General features: G+C 68.5%; 12 protein-coding genes and 1 riboswitch. Of the genes, 4 read left to right on the forward strand and 8 right to left on the reverse strand.

Going from position 1 to position 19,198, the window contains the following annotated elements:
• Positions 1-102: 102 nt before the first annotated feature.
• The gene (locus tag FHW84_RS02465; RefSeq protein WP_167252523.1) at positions 103-2,583 is read right to left on the reverse strand and encodes a prolyl oligopeptidase family serine peptidase; all 2,481 of its coding nucleotides are present in this window, start codon (positions 2,581-2,583) and stop codon (positions 103-105) included.
• 148 nt (positions 2,584-2,731) lie between these two features.
• Positions 2,732-2,836, forward strand: a riboswitch (S-adenosyl-L-homocysteine riboswitch).
• A 42-nt stretch (positions 2,837-2,878) separates the two neighbouring features.
• On the opposite strand from FHW84_RS02465, the gene ahcY reads away from it, so the two are divergent.
• The 4 genes from ahcY (at position 2,879) to FHW84_RS02485 (ending at position 7,053) form a co-directional block, all read left to right on the forward strand.
• On the forward strand, positions 2,879-4,312 hold the full coding sequence (gene ahcY, locus FHW84_RS02470) for an adenosylhomocysteinase (protein WP_167252524.1): 1,434 nt from the start codon (positions 2,879-2,881) through the stop codon (positions 4,310-4,312).
• A gap of 257 nt (positions 4,313-4,569) precedes the next feature.
• On the forward strand, positions 4,570-5,397 hold the full coding sequence (gene metF / locus FHW84_RS02475) for a methylenetetrahydrofolate reductase [NAD(P)H] (RefSeq protein ID WP_167252525.1): 828 nt from the start codon (positions 4,570-4,572) through the stop codon (positions 5,395-5,397).
• Positions 5,398-5,445: 48 nt separating this feature from the next.
• A complete protein-coding gene (locus tag FHW84_RS02480) occupies positions 5,446-6,027 on the forward strand; it encodes a DUF4124 domain-containing protein (RefSeq protein WP_167252526.1) in 582 nt (193 codons plus the stop codon).
• Positions 6,028-6,135: 108 nt separating this feature from the next.
• The gene (locus tag FHW84_RS02485) at positions 6,136-7,053 is read left to right on the forward strand and encodes a branched-chain amino acid transaminase (protein ID WP_167252527.1); all 918 of its coding nucleotides are present in this window, start codon (positions 6,136-6,138) and stop codon (positions 7,051-7,053) included.
• A 169-nt stretch (positions 7,054-7,222) separates the two neighbouring features.
• On the opposite strand, the gene FHW84_RS02490 is transcribed toward FHW84_RS02485, so the two are convergent.
• The 7 genes from FHW84_RS02490 to FHW84_RS02520 all read right to left on the reverse strand — a co-directional run bounded on the left by FHW84_RS02490 (position 7,223) and on the right by FHW84_RS02520 (position 18,997).
• Positions 7,223-8,512, reverse strand: coding sequence for a condensation domain-containing protein (locus FHW84_RS02490; protein ID WP_167252528.1), 1,290 nt, complete (start codon positions 8,510-8,512; stop codon positions 7,223-7,225).
• A complete protein-coding gene (locus tag FHW84_RS02495) occupies positions 8,509-9,486 on the reverse strand; it encodes a glycosyltransferase family 2 protein (RefSeq protein WP_167252529.1) in 978 nt (325 codons plus the stop codon). The genes FHW84_RS02490 and FHW84_RS02495 overlap by 4 nt, the downstream gene beginning before the upstream one ends.
• Positions 9,483-10,817, reverse strand: coding sequence for a condensation domain-containing protein (locus FHW84_RS02500; protein WP_167252530.1), 1,335 nt, complete (start codon positions 10,815-10,817; stop codon positions 9,483-9,485). Before FHW84_RS02500 ends, FHW84_RS02495 begins: the two co-directional genes overlap by 4 nt.
• Positions 10,814-12,139 (reverse strand): glycosyltransferase, encoded by a 1,326-nt coding sequence (locus FHW84_RS02505; protein ID WP_167252531.1) that lies wholly within the window; start codon positions 12,137-12,139, stop codon positions 10,814-10,816. The genes FHW84_RS02500 and FHW84_RS02505 overlap by 4 nt, the downstream gene beginning before the upstream one ends.
• Positions 12,136-16,161, reverse strand: coding sequence for a non-ribosomal peptide synthetase (locus FHW84_RS02510; protein WP_167252532.1), 4,026 nt, complete (start codon positions 16,159-16,161; stop codon positions 12,136-12,138). Before FHW84_RS02510 ends, FHW84_RS02505 begins: the two co-directional genes overlap by 4 nt.
• An 882-nt stretch (positions 16,162-17,043) precedes the next feature.
• Positions 17,044-18,327, reverse strand: coding sequence for a HAMP domain-containing sensor histidine kinase (locus FHW84_RS02515; RefSeq protein ID WP_167252533.1), 1,284 nt, complete (start codon positions 18,325-18,327; stop codon positions 17,044-17,046).
• Positions 18,311-18,997, reverse strand: coding sequence for a response regulator transcription factor (locus tag FHW84_RS02520; protein WP_026633768.1), 687 nt, complete (start codon positions 18,995-18,997; stop codon positions 18,311-18,313). The genes FHW84_RS02515 and FHW84_RS02520 overlap by 17 nt, the downstream gene beginning before the upstream one ends.
• Positions 18,998-19,198: the final 201 nt, after the last annotated feature.

Genomic DNA, 19,198 nt, shown 5'->3' on the forward strand with positions numbered 1-19,198 from the left:
TGAGCCATAGGCGAACCCCAACATCGGTGCCCTCGTACGCTTCGCGATGTTGGGGTTCGCCTATGGCTCACCCCAACCTACGCCAGGCGTTGGCGCCAAGCGTCAGTGTGCTGGCGGGTTCTTCACATACCGCTCCAGCCAATCGTTGGACTCCGCCAGCATCTGCATGATCGATTCGCGCGCGCGGTACGCATGCGCTTCGTTCGGCAGCATCACCAGCCGCGCCGTACCGCCCAGCCCCTTCACCGCCGCGTACAGGCGCTCGCTCTGGATCGGGAAGGTGCCGGAGTTGTTGTCCTGTTCGCCGTGGATCAGCAGCAGCGCGTCCTTGATGTGGTCGGCATAGTTGAACGGCGACATCGCGCTGTACACGTCCTGCGCCTGCCAGTAGTTGCGCTCCTCCGACTGGAAGCCGAACGGCGTCAGCGTGCGGTTGTACGCGCCGCTGCGCGCGATGCCCGCCTTGAACAGCCGCGTATGCGCGAGCAGGTTGGCGGTCATGAAGGCGCCGTAGGAATGCCCGCCCACCGCGATGCGGCCGCGCTCGGCCACGCCGCGGCGCACCACTTCGTCCACCGCCGCTTCCGCGCTCGCCACCAGCTGCGGCACGTAGGTGTCGTTAGGTTCCTTGCTGCCCTCGCCGACGATCGGCACGGAGAAATCGTCCAGCACCGTATAGCCCATCGCCAGGAACGCCTGCGGGCTCCAGTAGCTGATGCGGTTGAAGCGGTACGGCGAATCGGTGACCTGCCCCGCCGCGTCGGCCGATTTGAACTCGGTGGGATAGGCCCACATCAGCATCGGACGCGGGCCGTCCTTCTTCGGGTCGTAGTGCGGCGGCAGGAACAGCGTGGCGGTGAGCTCGACGCCGTCCTTGCGCTTGTAGCGGATCTGCTCCTTCTTCACGTCCTTCAATTGCGGCGTGGGATGCGCGAAGTGCGTAAGCGCGCGTGGCGCGCTGCCGGAGGCCAGTTCGCGCACGTAGAAGTTCGGCGTCTCCGTGGGCGCTTCGCGCGAGGTCAGCGCGCGCTTACCCTGCGCATCGAGCAGCACCTGCGGCGCTTCGTAGTACGGCGCCTGCGAATGGAACAGGCGCTCGCTCCTGCCGCTGTCCAGGTCGACCTTGTCGATAAACGGACGGTCGCCCTCCGGCGAGGCGCCCTTGCCCAGGCGGAAGATGCCGTGCCCGTCGGCGGTGACGACCAGCCGCTGCTCGCCGTGCTCGTCGATCGCCGTCGCCGGCAGGCCCGGGTCCTTGTAGCGGTCCTCGGAGGAACCTTCGCGCACCAGCTTCGGCGCCTGCTGCGGACGGTCCGGCGCGATGCGCCATTCCTTCACCTGGCGCGTCTTCCACCAGAACTCCTCGATCAGCGCCAGCTCGCCCGAGCCCCAATAGGCGCCGGCATAGCGGCTGCCCAGGCGCGCCAGCACGGTGGGCTCCTGCGTGAACGGCGCCGCCTGCGTCTTCACCAGGTCGCGCACGTCGGCCTGGCGCGCGGGGTCGCCGCCATCTTGCGCCTCGGCCCAGACCAGGGTGGCGGGTGCGTCGGCACGCCACTCGATCTCGCGCACGCCGGTGCGCACGGCGTCGTTGCCGGTGGGCAGGCCGTCGATCAGCGGCTGGTGCGCGATCTCCTTCACCAGCTTGCCGTCCAGATCCAGCACTTCGATCCGGCGCGGGAAGTAATCCACCGGCACCAGGTAGGAGAACGGCCGCTCGACCCGCTCGCGCAGCAGATAGCGGCCGTCCGGCGAGGGCGCGAGCGACAGCGTGAGCGCGGGCTCGCCCAGCCTGGTCACCTTGCCGTCGAGATCGACCAGCGCCGCCTGCGCGCGCAGGTAGTGCTCCAGCACGCGTGCATCGTTCTCGTTGTGCAGCAGATCCTGATAGGTCGGCAGCGACTTCACGCCGCCGCCGGCGCGCGTCTCCTGCACGTTCGGGCCGGTGGGAATGCCGCCACCGGCCGGCGCCTCGCCCTGCCCGTCCGGCCGCAGTTCCACCAGCAGGCGCTTGCTGTCGGACATCCAGCGGTAGCCGCGGCCGGAGACGGTATTGAGCGGCAGTTCGGTCAGGCGGCGTGCGTTATGTGCGGCGACGTCGACCACCCACAGCTCGTTGCGCCCGGATTTCGCATCCACCTGGTTGAAGGCCAGGAAGCGCTGGTCCGGCGACCAGCTGGTGGTGGCGATCGACAGCGGCGCCGGCAGGCCCTGCAGGCGCTGCTCCTTGCCGCTGGCGATGTCCAGCAGCCACAGGTCGGTGCCGAAGGAGAAGCGGCTCTGCGCATAGGTGCGCGGATTGATGCGCAGGCCGGCCAGCTTCAGCTCGGGCTGGGCGACCAGGTCGATGCCGGGCAGAGCAGGGGTCTGGATCAGTGCCAGCAGGTCGCGGTGCGGGCTGATCGACAGCTGCGGCGGGCGCGGTGCATCCACCAGCGCCTGCAGCGGCGCGGGCGGCAGGCGGTAGCCGTCGGCCGGGGCGGCCGCCGCGGGCGGGGCCAGCGGGGTGCGGGCGGAGGTGGCCAGCGGCAGTGCCGCCAGCAGGAAACCAACGAGGGCGAGGCGCCGGAGCGGACGGTTCATGGGGGCAGACGGCCTATGGACGAAGAAACTTGCGACGTTACCGGCCCGGCGCCGGCCGGGCCTAGGCCATCCGTCATGGTCCAGGCCGCCTGGGCACCCGGGCCGGCGTGACGAATCCCGAACGCCGCAGCGGCTATACTTCCGAACTCCCATCGAGGGGCGCTGCGACCGCGGCTGTGTCTTGCCCAGTTACAGGGCGGCACGAGTCCGGCCAGGCTCGATGGTTTTCATCGTCAAACGGCGCCCGGTCAACCGATGCGGCATTCGCTGCCGCACAAATTTCCGGAGCCACACCATGAACGCAGTAAGCAAAGAAGCCGCCGGCCAGGACTTCAAGGTCCGCGACATCTCCCTCGCCGACCTCGGCCGCCGCCGCATCCGCATGGCGGAAGAGGAAATGCCGGGCCTGATGCAGATCCGCGCCCGCTACGCCAAGGAGCAGCCGCTCAAGGGCGTGCGCCTGTCCGGTTCGCTGCACATGACCAAGGAAACCGCGGTCCTGATCGAGACCCTGAGCACCCTGGGCGCCTCGGTGCGCTGGGCCTCCTGCAACATCTTCTCCACCCAGGACGACTGCGCCGCGGCCATCGCCGCCGCCGGCATCCCGGTGTTCGCCTGGAAGGGCGAGACGCTGGAGGAATACTGGGACTGCACGCTGGACATGCTCACCCACCCGGGCATGCAAGGTCCGGAGCTGATCGTCGACGACGGCGGCGACGCCACCCTGCTGATCCACAAGGGCCTGGACATGGAGAACGGCGACGACTGGGTCAACACGCCCAGCGGCAACCATGAGGAGCAGGTGATCAAGGACCTGCTCAAGCGCACCGCCAAGGAGCGTCCCGGTTTCTGGAAGAAGGTCGCGGCCGACTGGAAGGGCGTCTCCGAGGAGACCACCACCGGCGTGCACCGCCTGTACCAGATGATGGAAGCGGGCAAGCTGCTGGTGCCGGCGATCAACGTCAACGACTCGGTCACCAAGAGCAAGTTCGACAACCTGTACGGCTGCCGCGAGTCGCTGGCCGACGGCATCAAGCGCGCCACCGACCTGATGGTCGCCGGCAAGGTCGCCGTGGTGTGCGGCTACGGCGACGTGGGCAAGGGCTGCGCACACTCGCTGAAGGGCTTCGGCGCGCGCGTGATCGTCACCGAGATCGACCCGATCAACGCCCTGCAGGCGGCGATGGAAGGCTTCCAGGTCACCACCGTGGAAGACACGCTCGGCATGGCCGACATCTATGTCACCACCACCGGCAACAAGGACATCATCACGCTGGAGCACATGGCGGCGATGAAGAACAACGCCCTGGTGTGCAACATCGGCCACTTCGACAACGAGATCCAGATCGACCGCCTGAACGGCGCCAAGGACGTGTCGCGCGAGACCATCAAGCCGCAGGTCGACCGCTACACCTTCAGCAAGACGGGCCACAGCATCTACATGCTGGCCGAAGGCCGCCTGGTGAACCTCGGCTGCGCGCACGGCCATCCGAGCTTCGTGATGTCCAACAGCTTCTCCAACCAGACGCTGGCGCAGCTCGACCTGTGGAAGAACAAGGACGTCTACGAGAAGACCGTCTACCGCCTGCCCAAGCAGCTGGACGAGGAAGTCGCCCGCCTGCACCTGGAGCAGATCGGCGTGAAGCTGACCAAGCTGACCCCGGATCAGGCCGCCTACATCGGCGTGCCGGTGGAAGGCCCGTACAAGCCGGACCACTACCGCTACTGAGCGGCGGTCCAGCGGAAACGAAAGGCGCGCGGTGCGAACCGCGCGCTTTTTTTATGCCCGCCACCGCCTCATCGACCGGCGTAGGTTGGGGTGAGCCGCAGGCGAACCCCAACATCGCAGGCTTGGCCAGGCCGCGCATTGTTGGGGTTCGCCGGCGGCTCACCCCAACCTACGCCGTGGTTGCGATCCATCCATATATCGCTTCATCGCGACCAAGAGATATATACTCGCCCGCATCGCCCACCGAGACTCCGACGATGCCGGCCATCAGCTTCGAATTCTTCCCGCCCAAGACCGACGAGCAACGCGACCAGCTCGACCGCACCGCCCGCCTGCTGAAGGGGCGCGGGCCGGACTATGTCTCGGTGACCTTCGGCGCCGGCGGTTCCACTCTCAGCTACACCGGCGAGACGGTGGCGCGCCTGCACCGCGAGCACGGCCTGGACGTGGCGCCGCATCTGTCCTGCATGGGCGGCACCCGCGCCGAGATCGCCGAACTGCTGGACGGCTACCGCGCCGCCGGCTACCGCCGCCTGGTGGCGCTGCGCGGCGACCTGCCCTCGGGCATGGCCTCGCCCGGCGACTTCCGCTACGCGGCCGAACTGGTCGGCTTTATCCGCCAGCACAGCGGGGAGCATTTCCATATCGAAGTGGCGGCTTATCCGGAAACCCATCCGCAGGCCGACGACGCGCTGGCCGACCTGCGCCACTTCAAGAGCAAGGTCGACGCCGGCGCCAATGGCGCGATCACCCAGTACTTCTACAACGCCGACGCCTATTTCCGTTTCCTCGACGACGTGCGCCGCCTGGGCGTGGACGTGCCGGTGGTGCCGGGCATCATGCCGATCGGCAATTTCTCGCAGCTCAAGCGCTTCTCCGATGCCTGCGGCGCGGAGATCCCGCGCTGGATCGCCAAGCGCATGCAGGCGCATGGCGACGATGCCGAATCGATCCGCGAACTGGCCGCCGACGTGGTGGCGCAGCTGTGCCAGCGCCTGCTGGACGGCGGCGCGCCGGGCCTGCACTTCTACACGCTCAACCGCGCCAAGGCGACGCAGGCCGTGCTGGAGCGGCTGTCGATTTAAGCGGCAGGTCGAGCTTTCAGTCAGGCCGCGCGGGTTATCCTGCGCGGCATGCGTCTCTTCCTCGTTGCTTCCGCGCTGTTCCTCTCCCTCTGGCTGCTGCCCGCTCCCGCCAACGCGCAGGAGGGCGTGCACCGCTGCATCGGCCCCGACGGCAATCCGCTGTTCACCGACCAGCCCTGCGCCGCACTGAAAGCCACGCCGGTGCAGGCCGCGCCGAAATCCGCCGCTCCCGCGCCCAACGCGCCGGTGCCCTCCGCACCGCCGCCGATCCTGTGCGCCACCAGCGTGGCCGAGCTGCGCCAGAGCGTCACCGACGCCTTCGCCACGCGCGATCCCAACCGCCTCGCCGGCCTGATGCTGTGGGAAGGCGCGGGGCGCAATGCGGTGGTGTCCGACATCCGCTCCCTGGGTGCGCTGATGAAACGCCCGCTGCTGGATTTCGGCGAACAGAGCGCGGCGGAGCAGACCGGCGGCAACGATCCCGATGCGCCGCCCGCCGAACATCCCGCGCCGCAGGAGCGCCAGCTGGTGGTGCACACCGCCTCGGACGACGCCAGCGGCGAGCCGAAGGAAACACGCTTCGACATCGTGCGCCGCTCCGGCTGCCTGTGGCTGCGCAGCGCCGGCTGAGCCGCGCATCGCCGCGATTCGAACGAGCGCTTGAACCCCTGCAAGGCGGCTGAAAGATGAGGCCGCCCGCCAGCGGTTATCATGTCGCTCATTTTTCGGAGAATCGATATGGCGCAGCAGTATCCCGAATGGATCTGGCAGAACGGCCAGATCAAGCCCTGGCGCGAGGCCACCACGCATGTGATGTCGCACGCGCTGCATTACGGCTCGTCGGTGTTCGAGGGCATCCGCAGCTACGCCACGCCGGACGGCGCCGCGATCTTCCGCCTCACCGACCATCTCAAGCGCCTGTACCAGTCGGCCAAGATCTACGACATGGTGCTGCCCTATTCGCAGGACGAGATCGCCGCGGCCTGCCGCGACGTGATCAAGAAGAACGGCCTGGGCGCCGCCTACCTGCGCCCTGTCGCCTACCGCGGCCTCGGCGGCTTCGGCCTGTCGGCGGAAACGCCGATCGACGTGGCGGTGGCCGCGTGGCCGATGGGTCCGTACCTCGGGCCGGAAGCACTGGAAAGCGGCATCGACGCCTGCGTGTCGAGCTGGCAGCGCTTCGCGCCGAACACCATTCCGGCCGGCGCCAAGGCCGGCGGCAATTACCTCTCCGGCCAGCTGATCGCGCGTGAAGCGCGCCGCCTGGGCTTCGGCGAAGGCATCGCGCTGGCCAATACCGGCCTGCTCAGCGAAGGCGCGGGCGAGAACCTGTTCCTGGTCTTCGACGGCGTGCTGCACACCACGCCGGCCAGCGCCTCGATCCTCACCGGCATCACCCGCCACACGCTGATGACGCTGGCGCGCGAAGACGGCATCGAAGTGATCGAGCGCGACATCCCGCGCGAATACCTGTACCTGTGCGACGAGCTGCTGATGTGCGGCACCGCCGCGGAGATCACCCCGATCCGCTCGGTCGACGGCAAGAAGATCGGCTCGGGCAAGGCCGGCCGCGTCACGCGCCGGATGCAGGAGCTGTTCTTCGGGCTGTTCAATGGCAAGACCAACGACCAGTGGGGTTGGCTGGAGCCGGTGTAATACCGGCTCCCTGCCGCAACTTCCCACTCTCGTCATTCCGGCGCAGGCCGGAATCCAGTGACGATATCGATCGGTTGTCGCGAAAGCCTGGACGTCAGCGCTTTCGCATATCCACATGTTGTCGTTACTGGATTCCGGCCTGCGCCGGAATGACGCTATAGGCAACGCATCAGTCGACCGCCAACGTCACCGCCGGCTCGACCTCGCGCCTGCGATGCGCCGCCTGCTCCCGCAACACCCCCATGAACGCCTGCTCCAGCGCATCCACCTGCGCCGCGCTCATGCACTGCTCCTCGCCGATGAACACGAAGCGCAGCCGACCGTGCAGCGCGAACGCCACCAGGCCCAGCGGACGCACGCCGAAGGAGCGCACCGACAAGGTGAAATCCTCCAGCCGGAACGGCGCCTGCGCCTCCAGCAGATCGATCGGCCCCAGGTTGGAAAAGGAAAACTGATTCCAGTTGCCATTGCGGCTGAGCGCATCGCCCAGCCGCACGATGGCGTTCAACTTGTGCTCCGACGGCGGCTTCAGCATTTCGCAGAAGCGGTACTTGCCGGGAATCGCCAGCAGTTCCTGCTCCATCTTGCCGGCCATCTCGCGATAGATGTCGCGCGCCCGCTCCCACAGGTCCGCGCCGCGCTCGCGCCCCACTTCGATCTTGAAGCTGCCGCCGCCGAAGAACAGCATGTCGTCCTTCAGCTGCGCCAGCCGGCCGCGGCGCGCGTCGATCGGATTGTCGATGCGCGTGGGCGCGCGCTTGCCCAGCGCCGACTGCAAGGCCAGGTCGAGGATCGCCAGCAAGGCCGCATGCATCGACACCTGCTCGACCCGGCAGCGATGCTTCAACACCGCGGTCAGCCCCGCATCCACATGCCATTCCCGCCGCAAGGTGTCGTGGCGCGGCGGCCGGCGCGAGGGCGGGATCGCCGCGATCAGCCCGTTGATCACCGCCGCGACCATGCGCTGCCTGCGTTCTTCCGGGCCGCCCGGCGGAGCGGCGACGTCCAGCGGACTGATCGGCGCATACGGCAGCAGCGGCGCATCGCTGTGCAGGCCGGCCAGCAGTTCGCGCGCCAGGGTGAGGATGCTCATGCCATCGCAGATGCGGTGCGCGGTGGTGATCAGCAGCACACCGCCGCGCGCCGTGCGCAGCCAGGCCACGCGCAGCAGCGGTTCGCCGGGCGCGAAGACGCTGGCCTCCTCGCGCGCGATCTCGCCGGCCAGCACCTGCTCCGAGGTGCAGATCGCCACGCGCAGCGGCACCGGGCCGGCCGCGTCCAGCGCGTAGTACAAGCCATCGCTTTCCTCACGCAGCAGCATGCGCAGCGCCGGATGCTTGCGCTGCACGCGGTCCAGCGCCGCGCGCAGGCGTTCGACCGGCAGCGCGCCTTCGATGGTGAGGCGATAGGTGATATTGCCGTCGATCAGCCGCTCGATGGTGGTGAGCTTGCGCATCATGGCGTCTGCTCCGTGGCGACGGTGGCAGCGCCGGCAAGCGCCCCGCTGCGCGCCGGCTCCTTCTTGCAGAACGCGGCGATGCGCGGATGCAGGTCTTCGAAGGCGCCCAGCCGGCCGCGGCGCCCGTCGACGTAGCCGCAGGCAATCGCCAGCACCTTGCGCAGCTTCTGCGGCTCGAACAGCAGCACGTTGAACGCCTGGTGCAGCGCGAGCAGTCCGCCCAGCCAATGCAGCCCCCAGTGCGCGCGATACAGGCGCAAGGTGTACACGCCGTTGCGTGCGCCGTAGTAGCGGCGCCACGCCGCATGGTTGGTGGTGAACAGGCGGCCGTGGCGCTCGATCTGCCCGGTGGTCTGGCGCATCGTCACCGCCGCGTTCATGCGCACCGGCACACCCTGCGTGTTGGCACGCAAGCCGTATTCGATATCGATGTACTCGATAAAGAAATCCTCGCGGAACGCACCGAGCTGGCGGTATGCCTGCGCCGAGATCGCCGAGCCGGACGAGATCACGAACAAGGTGTCGTACACGCCTTCCGTCGGCTCGCGCATCTTCTGCGGCTTCGGCCAGCGCCGTCCCGGCGGCATCACCACCATGAACTTTTCCAGGTTGATCTCGTAGATCTTCGGCCCGAGGACGAAAGCCTCGCCCGGTTCGCGCTCGCAGGCCTGCATCATCGCGGCGAAAAAGTCGTCGCCGATATCCGAATCCTGATCGAGCAGGAAGATCACCTCGCAGCCGCGTTCGAGCAGCAGCTCCGCGCCGCGGTTGTAGGCGCCGGCCAGGCCGCCGCGATTGGCGTTATGCAGCACCGTGCAGCCCTGCCGCTGCAGCACGTCGTACAGCGCCAGATCCGGCTGCGGCGAGTTGTCGATTGCCACCACGTTCTGCCCCGACGCCGCCGCTTTCTCCAGATGGCGCAGGAAGGCCTCGCTGGGGTGGTACAGCACGAAGATCACGCCATAGCTTTTCATACGCTTTCCACGGGTACGGGAGCGGACAAGCCGGCCGCGGCCGGCGCCGGCAGGGCCGAAGCCGCCTGCAGCAGCTCCATGGCCAGCTGGCGGATCTGCGCGGCCTGCCCGCTGGGCAGCGAGCTTTCGTCAGAGATCAAGGCCAGGTCCAGGCGTTCGGCGAAACCGACGATGGTGATCAGGCTGGCCGGCGTGGGTTCGAGCAGGGCCGAGGGCGCGTGGATCGCTTCCAGGCGGACGCCGCCTTCGTCGCGCGAGGAGTCGTCGAGGCGGCCCAGGTAAGAAAGCGACACACCGCCGCCGCTGCGCTTCGAGCGCGACCACGCGAGCAGCTGGTCGAACAGCGGATGCAGCCGTTCGAGTCCCAGCAATTGTTCGTAGACCGCCGGCCCGAGGCGGTCGATCTGCCGCCGCATATCCTCGTGCAAAGCACGCGCGAGCACCCAGAAATCCGCATCGCGCGACTTGCGTCCGCCGAAGGTCAGCCGCACCGTCGGCGCCATGGTGAACAGGGCGCCGCCCTGCAGCGCCGGCAGATAGCGGCGCGCATCCACCGGCGCGACGAACTTCTCCACGCCGCGGACGCCGCGCACCGACCAGCAGGCCAGCATGAAAGCCGTGCACAGCGCCGCGAACACGCCGACCTCGGCGTCCTTCGCCCGCCGCACCAGCGCCTGCACCGCCGCCGGCTCGATCGACCAGCGCTGCGTATAGGCGGCGCCGTAGCTCACCGGCGCGCCGATGCGCCGCGTGCGGATAAAGGCGCCGAACAGCGCGGCCTTCAGGCGCGCGCGCCGCTGCAGCCAGCGATTGCGCAGGGCTTCGGGCGGCACCACGTCGGCGCCGCCCTGCAGTTCGAAGCGCGGTCCCAGCCTGGCGTCGGGGCGGCCGCACACGGTCAGGATGTCGCGCAGCAGATTCACCGCCGACAACCCGTCGCAGATGCAGTGATGGCAGCTCAGCAGCAGATCGCTGCGCCCGGCGCCGCGCAGCCAGATCATGCGGATCAGCGGCTCGCGCCTGCCGTCGAACAGGCGCTCGCATTCCAGCCGCGCCTGCTCCTGCCAGTCGTCATCGCCCTGCCGATCGACGATGCGCAGCGCGATCGGCGGGGGCGCGTCCTGCTGCACGAACCACGGACGTCCATCGGCGTCGTGCTCCACCAGGCTTTGCAGCACGGCATGCCGCGCCTGCACGCGCTCCAGCGCCAGGCGCAGGCGCGGTTCGTCGAGCGTGCCGGACAGCGTGGCGGGCAGCACCAGCGCCACCGCGCGCTGGCCGTCCAGATACATGCCGCGCTCGAACAGCGCGAATGGCCGGCGCGCGCTCATGCCACGCTCCGCTGCGGTTCCATCGCGGCCTCCATCATTTCAACTTCCTCCAGCAAGCCCCAGCGCCGCAGATGCCGCAGCGCTTCGCCCACGCCGTCCTCGGCACGGATCGCGCGGCCCAGCGCTTCGGCCTCGCGCAGCATCTCCGGCTGCGCCATCGCGGTGAGCGCCGCGGCCAGCGCATCGGCGTTCAAGCTGCGCCGGTCCAGCGCGGCGGGCGCCACGCCGCGGCGCTGCAGGCAGCGCGCCCAGAACGGCTGGTCGCCGTAGAACGGCACCACCGCGGCCGGAATGCCGGCGCGCGCCGCCGCTGCCGTGGTGCCCGCGCCGCCGTGATGCACGGCGCCGGCCATGCGCGGAAACAGCCAGTCGTGCGGTGCCTGGCGCAGGCCATAGATCTGCTCGTCCAGCGCGCCTTCGGCGATCTCCAGCCCGCCCCAGCCCGCCGCCAGCACCGCGCGGCGCCCGCTCTTGCGCACGCCGTCCAGCACGATGCGGGTGAACTCGGCGGCGCGGCTGCTCACCATGCTGCCGAAACCGATATAGACCGGCTTGGGGCCGGCGGCGAGAAACTCGGCAAGTTCCGCCGGCGGCGTCCACGCCGGGGGATCGAAGAACCAGTAGCCGGTGACCTGCGAGCTGTCCGGCCAGTCCGCCGGCCGCGGCAGCACGTGGCGGCTGAAGCCGTTGATCACCTTCTCGTCCAGCGCATGGCGGCCCAGATAAGGCCCATGCCAGGGATAGCGCGGCAGGCCCAGCCGCGGCCGCACGATGTCGTTGATCGCCGGCCGCATCACATGCCACACCAGCAGCCACAGCAGATGATGCGCGGCCAGGCTCACCGGGCCGGGCAGGCGGTCGCGCGAACCGCTCAGCACCATCGGCGGCAGCAGGCGCGAGGGCGTCAACGGCTGCAGGCGCGCGATGGCGAACGGCACGCCGCGCCGCTCCGACAGCGCCTTGGCCAGCAAGGTGCTGTTGCTCACGCCGATCAGCAGGCCCGCGCCTTCGCTCGCCGCCATGCCTTCCTCGGCCCAGTGCTCGGCCCACAGCGCATAGCGCTGGCGGAAGATGCGCGCCATCGCGCGCAGGTTGAGGCCCTGCTCGGCGATGCTGCGGTCGGCTTCCAGCATGGCCTGGAAATCGGCGGTGAGCGGAAAGAATGCCAGCCCCGCTTCGCGCACCAGCGGCTCGAAATTGCCGCTGGTGGCGATGCGCACCGGATAACCCGCGCGCTGCAGCCCCTGCCCCAGCGCCACGCAGGGCCGCACGTCGCCCTGCGTGCCGATGGTGAAGATGACGATCGGCCTGGGCGCGCTCATGCGGCGGCCAGCCCCGGCTGCGGCGCCAGCGGCGTGGCGGCGCCCGCGCGCTCGTCCGGGATATCGAACAGGCGATGGCGCAGCACGGTGCCGATCGTCTCCGCCGGCGCCGGCTCCAGCACCGCCTCGTGATGGCAGGCCAGCTCCTGCACCTCGATGCGCCAGCCGATGAAGGGCCGCCACGCCGAGGGGCGGTGGTCGAGGATGCCGCCCAGGTCGCCCTCGCGCTCGGTGGCGTGGAAGAACAGAAGGTCCACGTTGATCCGGCGCGGCGTGTACTGGCGCGCCAGCTCCAGGTTGTTGCGCATCACCGCGAACAGATGCTCGATGAACTGCGGGTGGCTCTTGATGATCTCCTGCACCAGCGGGATCGAGCGCGCGTTGTAGCTGTGCAGCAGCAGCGAGGCCAGCTCCTTCAGCGTCTGCGGCGCGTCTTCGCCGGCGTGCTGGTGCAGGCCGAGGAAGTTCAGCGCGGCGCGTACTTCCTTGGCTTCCTCGCGCGGGCGCGAACGCTCGCCGGCAGTGAACAGATAGCTGTCGATCATCGCCAGCAGCTCGACGCGCTCGCCCATCGCCAGCAGCTGCTCGGCGATGGCGTGGCCGATCAGTCCGCCCATCGAACGCCCGACCAGGCGGTACGGCCCCTCGGGCTGGATGCGCCGGATCTGCGCCAGATAATCCGCCGCCACTTCCTCGATGCTGCCTGGCAGGCGCAGGTCGCCGCGCAGGCCGCGCGACTGCAGGCCGTACACCGGGACGGCCGGGTCGAGATGCCGCAGCAGCGCGGAGAAGCCCAGGCTCAGGCCCATCATCGGATGGATGCAGAACAGCGGCCGCGCCGGCGCCCTGCCCACTTCGCGCAACCGCGGCGGCGCGCGCAGCACGATCACCTCGCCGAGCGGATCGTCGCTGTCGCCGCCGAGGCGGTCGACGAAGGCCGCCAGGTTGGCCACCGTCGGCGCTTCGAACAGGCTGCCCAGCGGCAGCTCCACGCCGAATTCCGCGGGGAAGCCCACCGCCATCTCCGCCGCGGTGAGCGAATCGCCGCCGAGCTCGAAGAAGTTGTCGTGCAGGCCGACGCGTTCGATGCGCAGCAGGCGCTGCCACAGTCCCGCCAGCTTGCGCTCGACCGGCGTGGACGGTTCCACGAACGCGGCGCGCGCAATGCGGTCGGGCGCCGGCAGCGCGCGGCGATCCAGCTTGCCGTTCGGCGTCAGCGGCAGCGCGTCCAGCAAGGTAAAGCTGGACGGCAGCGCGGGCTCCGGCAGGCGGCGCGCCAGGAACACGCGCAGCTGGTCGGAATCGACGGCGGCGGGCTCGCGCGGCACCACATAGGCGGCCACGGCGAGACTGCCGTTCGCATCGCGGAACGTGGTGACCGCCGCGGCGGCGACGCCGGCGTGCTGGGCCAGCAGGTTCTCGACCTCGCCCAGCTCGATGCGATGGCCGCGGATCTTCACCTGGCTGTCGGCGCGCCCGATGAATTCCAGCAAGCCGTCGTCGCGCCAGCGCACCAGGTCGCCGGTGGCGTACATGCGGCTGCCGTCGGCGGCGAAGGGGTCGGCCGGGAAGCGTTCCTCGGTGAGCTGCGGGCGATGCAGATAGCCCTTGGCCACGCCCGCACCGCCGATGTACAGCTCGCCGATCGCGCCGGTCACCACCGGCTGCCGCGCGGCATCGAGCACGTACAGGCGCGTGTTGAGGATGGGGCGGCCGATCGGCGGAATGCCGGAGCCGATCACTTCCAGCTCGTAGGCGGTGGACCACACCGTGGTTTCGGTGGGGCCATAGAACTGCGTCACCCGCGCCGCCGAGGCCTTGAGCCGCGCGGCGAGTTCCGCGCCCAGCGCTTCGCCGCCCACCATGGCATGCACTTCGTCCAGCCTGGTTTCCGGGCTGCCCAGCAGGATGCGCCACAGCGACGGCGTCGCCTGCACATGGGTGACGCCGCTGGCGCGGATCAGCCGCGCCAGTTCCACCGGCTGCTGCGCGGCGCCGCTGCCGGCCATCACCACGCAGGCGCCGGCGGTGAGCGGCAGGTACAGCTCCAGCCCCGCGATATCGAAGATCACCGTGGTAACGGCAAGGAAGCGATGGCCGGGTACGGGTTCCAGCAGGCGCGCCATGCCCTGCAGGAAGTTGGCGAGATTGCGGTGGGTGACTTCCACGCCCTTGGGGCGGCCGGTGGAACCGGAGGTGTAGAGCACGTAGGCGACGCCGTCGGGATGGCTCAGGTCCGGCTCGTGCACGGCTTCCAGCGCGCGCGCGTCCAGCTGTTCCGGCAGCAGCTGCATGCCGCCGCCCATGGGCAGGCGCTCGTGGATGGCGCGGGTGGCGATCAGCGCGATCGGCGCGGCATCGTCCAGCAGCAGCGCGATGCGCTCGGCCGGGCCGTCCGGATCGATCGGCAGATACGTGGCGCCGGTGCGCATGATCGCCAGCAGCACGATCAGCAGCTGCTCGTTGCGCGGCAGCGCCACGGCCACGATGTCGCCGGGCGCGATGCCGTCGTCGATCAGCTGCCGCGCCTGCGCCACGCTGCGCCGGTGCAGCTCGCGGTAGCTCAGCACGGTGTCGCCCGCGATCACCGCCGGCGCCTCCGGCCGCAGCGCCGCCTGCTGCGCCACGTGCGCGGGCAGGCCGCTCAGTTCGATCGGCGCGGCGGTGTCGTTCCAGGCCACCAGCAGGCGGTGGCGTTCTTCGTCGCCGAGCAGGTCGATGTCGCGCAGGCGCGCCTCCGGTTCGGCCAGCACGCCGTCGATCAGGCGGCACAGGCGGCGGCGGTGCTCGTCCAGTTCGTCCATGTCGTACAGCAGCGGGTTGGCGTCGAGGTCGATGCGCAGGCCGGCATCGGTGCCGCGGTCGTAGACGAAGACCATCAGGTCTTCCGCCGAACTGTTGGACATGTTGTGCGAGGACGTACCCGCGCCGGCGAAATCGAGCTGGTAATCGAACGGCTCGATATTGATGCCCAGCCAGGCCACGGCACGGCCCTGCCCGACCAGGCCCAGGTCGCGGCGCAGGTCTTCGTAGCGGTACTGCTGGTGGCGCAGCGTCTGCCGCACCGCGCGGGAGACCTGTTCGAACAGGCCGCCGGCGGTGAGCTCCGCGGCGAACTGCAGGCGGATCGGCACCACGTTGGCGAAGATGCCCGGCATGCGACGCGCCTCGGCATTGAGCCGCGCCGTCACCGGCATGCCGAACACCAGGTCTTCCGCACCGGTGACGCGGTGGTAATACGCCGCGACCAGGCCGATCAGCACCTGCGGCAGGCTGGCGCCGGTGGCCTTGCCCAGTTCGGCCAGGCGGCGCGAGGTTTCCGGCGGCAGGATCGCCGTGCTGCGGCACAGGCGGTCGGCCAGGCCGGGGCGATGCTGGCGGCGCGACAGCGTCACCGCCTCGGGCAGGTCGGCCAGCAGTTCCTTCCAGTAGTCGCGGTCGCGGCGGAAGCGGTCCGACTCGCGGTACGCGCTTTCCAGTGCACTCGCGGTGGCGGCAGGCGCGAACTCGCACGGCGGCGGCTCGCTGCCCTGCACCAGGGCGGTGTACAGCTCGGCCAGGCGCCGCGCGAGCAGGCCGCCGCCGTAGCCATCCAGCACGATGTGGTGCGCGCGCTGGTACCAGACGTAGTGGTCGTCGGCGAGCTTGAACAGCACGCTGACCCACAGCGGGTCGTGTTCGAGATCCGGGTTGCGCGAGTACTCCTCGTGCATCCACGCCTCGGCGGCCGCGCGCGGATCGGCTTCGGCGCTCATGTCGAAATAGGGAAACTGCCCGCCGTAGACCTGGCGCACCACCAGCAGCGGCTTGCCGTCGCGCTCGATCACGTTGGCGCGCATCATCTCGGCCTCGTAGACGAGGCGGTACAGCGCCTGGCGGAACAGCGGCGGCTGCACCGGGCCGCGGATATCCACCGCCTCGGCGATATTCATGATCGCGCCATCGCCGCCGATCTTGTGGTTCATCCACAGGCCGCGCTGGGCGGTGGTCAAAGGCAGGACTTCGTTGTTCTCGTTACTCATCGCGCATTCCCCATGCAGCGGCAGTTGCCGCTTGCTTAGACCATCGATTCGAACTGCGGCGCGCCTGGCTTGCGGCTGCGCTTCTTTTTGTTCGACAGATCGGAGAGTGCTGGTTACTAAGATAAATCTGAGCCCTGCTTCCGACAGACCCCACGTCACCACCTTTGTTACGCGAAGTCCCGAATCTCACCTGGATCACTGTGAGGAGCCTCGCGCGCGAGCGCGGGCCACCTTCGGCGGCAGGCAGGAAAAAGTCGTCATCGTGCATATCGCTCATGGTTTCTCCCCCTGCGGCCCGCTCAGCCACACGATCCGTTGCAACATGAAAAGCAGGCACGCGTTAGCCGGCGTTAATCGCCCAGGTAATGCATTTGAAATATCGGATAATCGCGACCGAAACGGTCCGCCACGGCCAATACGGCCATGTTTCAAAATGTCGCGTACCATCGATTTTTATGACGCAGACGGCTACCAGCACCGGCATCGCAACGGCCGGGACAAGCTGTGACGGATCTGCTGGGTGACGCGGGTGACGGAATGGGGGATTCCGCATGACGTATTGGAAAATACGCTAAGACTTTTCCCCTACCCTGTTCCCGGCTTCGAGTGTCCATGCCTGAACGGGAGCTTGTCCATCGGGGGAAATGTGCTTCGCATCACAGATTGTGCGGCGCAGCAAGAGTTTGCCAGGAAAATGAGAAATTAATGGCGAAGGATTTGTCAACGACGCGCGGAATTAATGCGGACTATTGCGCCGCATGAAAATCGCGTCAATGCGCGGATTATCTGGCCGCATTATCCGGCCGGTCATGAAATGGCCGTCAATTCACTAATGTGAAATCACGCATCGGCATGACCTGATAATCATGCCGATGTGCCACATCACTGAAACACGATGCAGGCGATCGCCCCGTTGGTATCCGGCCGCGGACGCATCGACACGTCCCAGCCATACAGCTCGCACAACCGCCGCACGATCGCCAGGCCCAGCCCCGCGCCGCTGCCGCCGGCGCCTTCGCCGCGCACGCCGCGCTGGAACAGGCGCTCGGCGTCTTCCGGCTTGATGCCGGGGCCGGTGTCGATCACTTCGATGCGGTCCTTCTCGACCTTCACCGTGACCTGGCCTTCCAGCGTGTACTTGATGGCGTTGCCGATCAGGTTGGTGAGCGCGACCGACAGCACCGAGGCCGGCGCATTGATGCTCAGGCCGCCGTTCACCACCAGCTCCACGTTGAGCGGCTTGTCGCGCATCTGCGGGCGCTGGCTTTCGATCACGTCGGAGGCGACCTTGGCCACCTCGGTGGTCTCGCCGCGCGTGGGGCCGCGGCGTTCCGCGCGCGACAGCAGCAGCAGCGCTTCGATCAGTTCGGTGGCCTGGCGCGAGGCGCGCTCGATGCGCTTCAGGCGCTCGCGCAGCTTGTCGGTAAGGTCGGGCGAACCCTGCAGCAGTTCCGTGGTGCTGGCGATCACCGCCAGCGGCGTGCGCAGCTCGTGGCTCACGTCGGAATTGAATTCGCGGTCGCGCTCCACCATCGAGGTCAGGCGGTTGGCGTATTCGTCCAGCGCCAGCGCCAGCTCGCCCACTTCGTCGTCGGCGAAATGGGGCGCCAGCGGCTCGGCCTTGCCGTTCTTGCGGAACTCGCGCAGGCGCTGGGCCAGTTCGCTCACCGGCTTGAGCACCTTGCGCGACAGCCACAGCCCCAGCGCCAGCGAGATCAGGCCGAACAGGAACACCGCGGCGAGCACCGCGGTGAGCAGCTGGCGCTTGCCCAGTTCGTCGCGCGAGACGTCGTACTGCACGAAGCTGATCACGCCGTCCTTGCGGCGCACGGCCAGCTTGTAATGGTGCGGCTTGCCGTCCGGACCGGTCTCGAACAGGTCGTGCACGCCGGTATCCAGGGCCTGCCAGGACAGCGGCGCCTTATAGATGGTGCGGTCGCTCCAGGATGCCGCCTTGATGATTTCGAACGCAGGCGCCCGGTCCGGGTGGGCCAGGACTTGTTCGTTGAGGCGGTCCACCTCGTCCTGCAAGGCCGAGGTGATGAGCTGGTTCTCGACGCGCTCGCGGATGTTGAGCGCCGCGAAGGCAAACAGGGCGCTGAGGCCGAACCCGAACAGCGCGAAGCTCAGGACCAGGCGAAAACGAAGCTTACGTCTGGACCGCATCCGGGTCGACCATGCGATATCCGATACCGTGCCGCGTGTGGATCAGCGGCTTGTCAAATGGTTTGTCGATCGCCGCGCGCAGGCCGTGGATATGCACGCGCAGGCTGTCGCTGTCGGGCAGTTCCTCGCCCCACACGCGCTGTTCCAGATCCTGGCGGGTGACCACCGAAGGGCTGGCTTCCATCAGCGCCTGCAGCAGCTTCAGGCCGATCGGGTTGAGCTGGATCGACTTGCTGTCGCGGGTGACGGTGAGCGTGTCCAGGTTGTAGGTGAGGTCGGCCACCTTCAGCACGCGGCTCTGCGGGCCCTTGCCGCGGCGCGCCAGTACTTCCAGGCGGGCGGCCAGTTCCTGCAGGGCGAACGGCTTGGTCATGTAGTCGTCGGCGCCGGATTCGAAGCCGGTGAGCTTCTGCTCCAGCGCGTCGCGCGCGGTGAGCATCAGCACCGGGGTCTGCTTGTGCGCCTCGTGGCGCAGCTTGCGCGCCACGTCCAGGCCGTCCATGCCGGGCAGGGTCAGGTCCAGCACGATCACGTCGAATTCGTTCACCACCGCCAGGTGCAGGCCGGTCACGCCGTCGCCGGCGAAATCGACCACATGGCCGCGATCCTCCAGGTAATCGCCGATATTGGTCGCGATATCGCTGTTGTCTTCGATCACCAGTACGCGCATACGCCACTCCGTGTCGCCGCCGGCTTGGGTCCGGCCATGGCGGCAAGCTTAACAATTTGCGCCGGGGAAGGTGGGCGCGAGGCCGGCAGCAGGCTGCAATCTCTTGCGCGGCCGTGAATCGGGCCCAAAAGAAAAGGCCCGGAGGCGCGGCGGGAAGCCGCTCCATCCGGGCCCAAGCTACTGCCCCGATACCGTAATCTG

Source organism: Dyella sp. SG562, from assembly GCF_011759495.1.
Classification (GTDB): Bacteria; Pseudomonadota; Gammaproteobacteria; order Xanthomonadales; family Rhodanobacteraceae; genus Dyella_D; species Dyella_D marensis.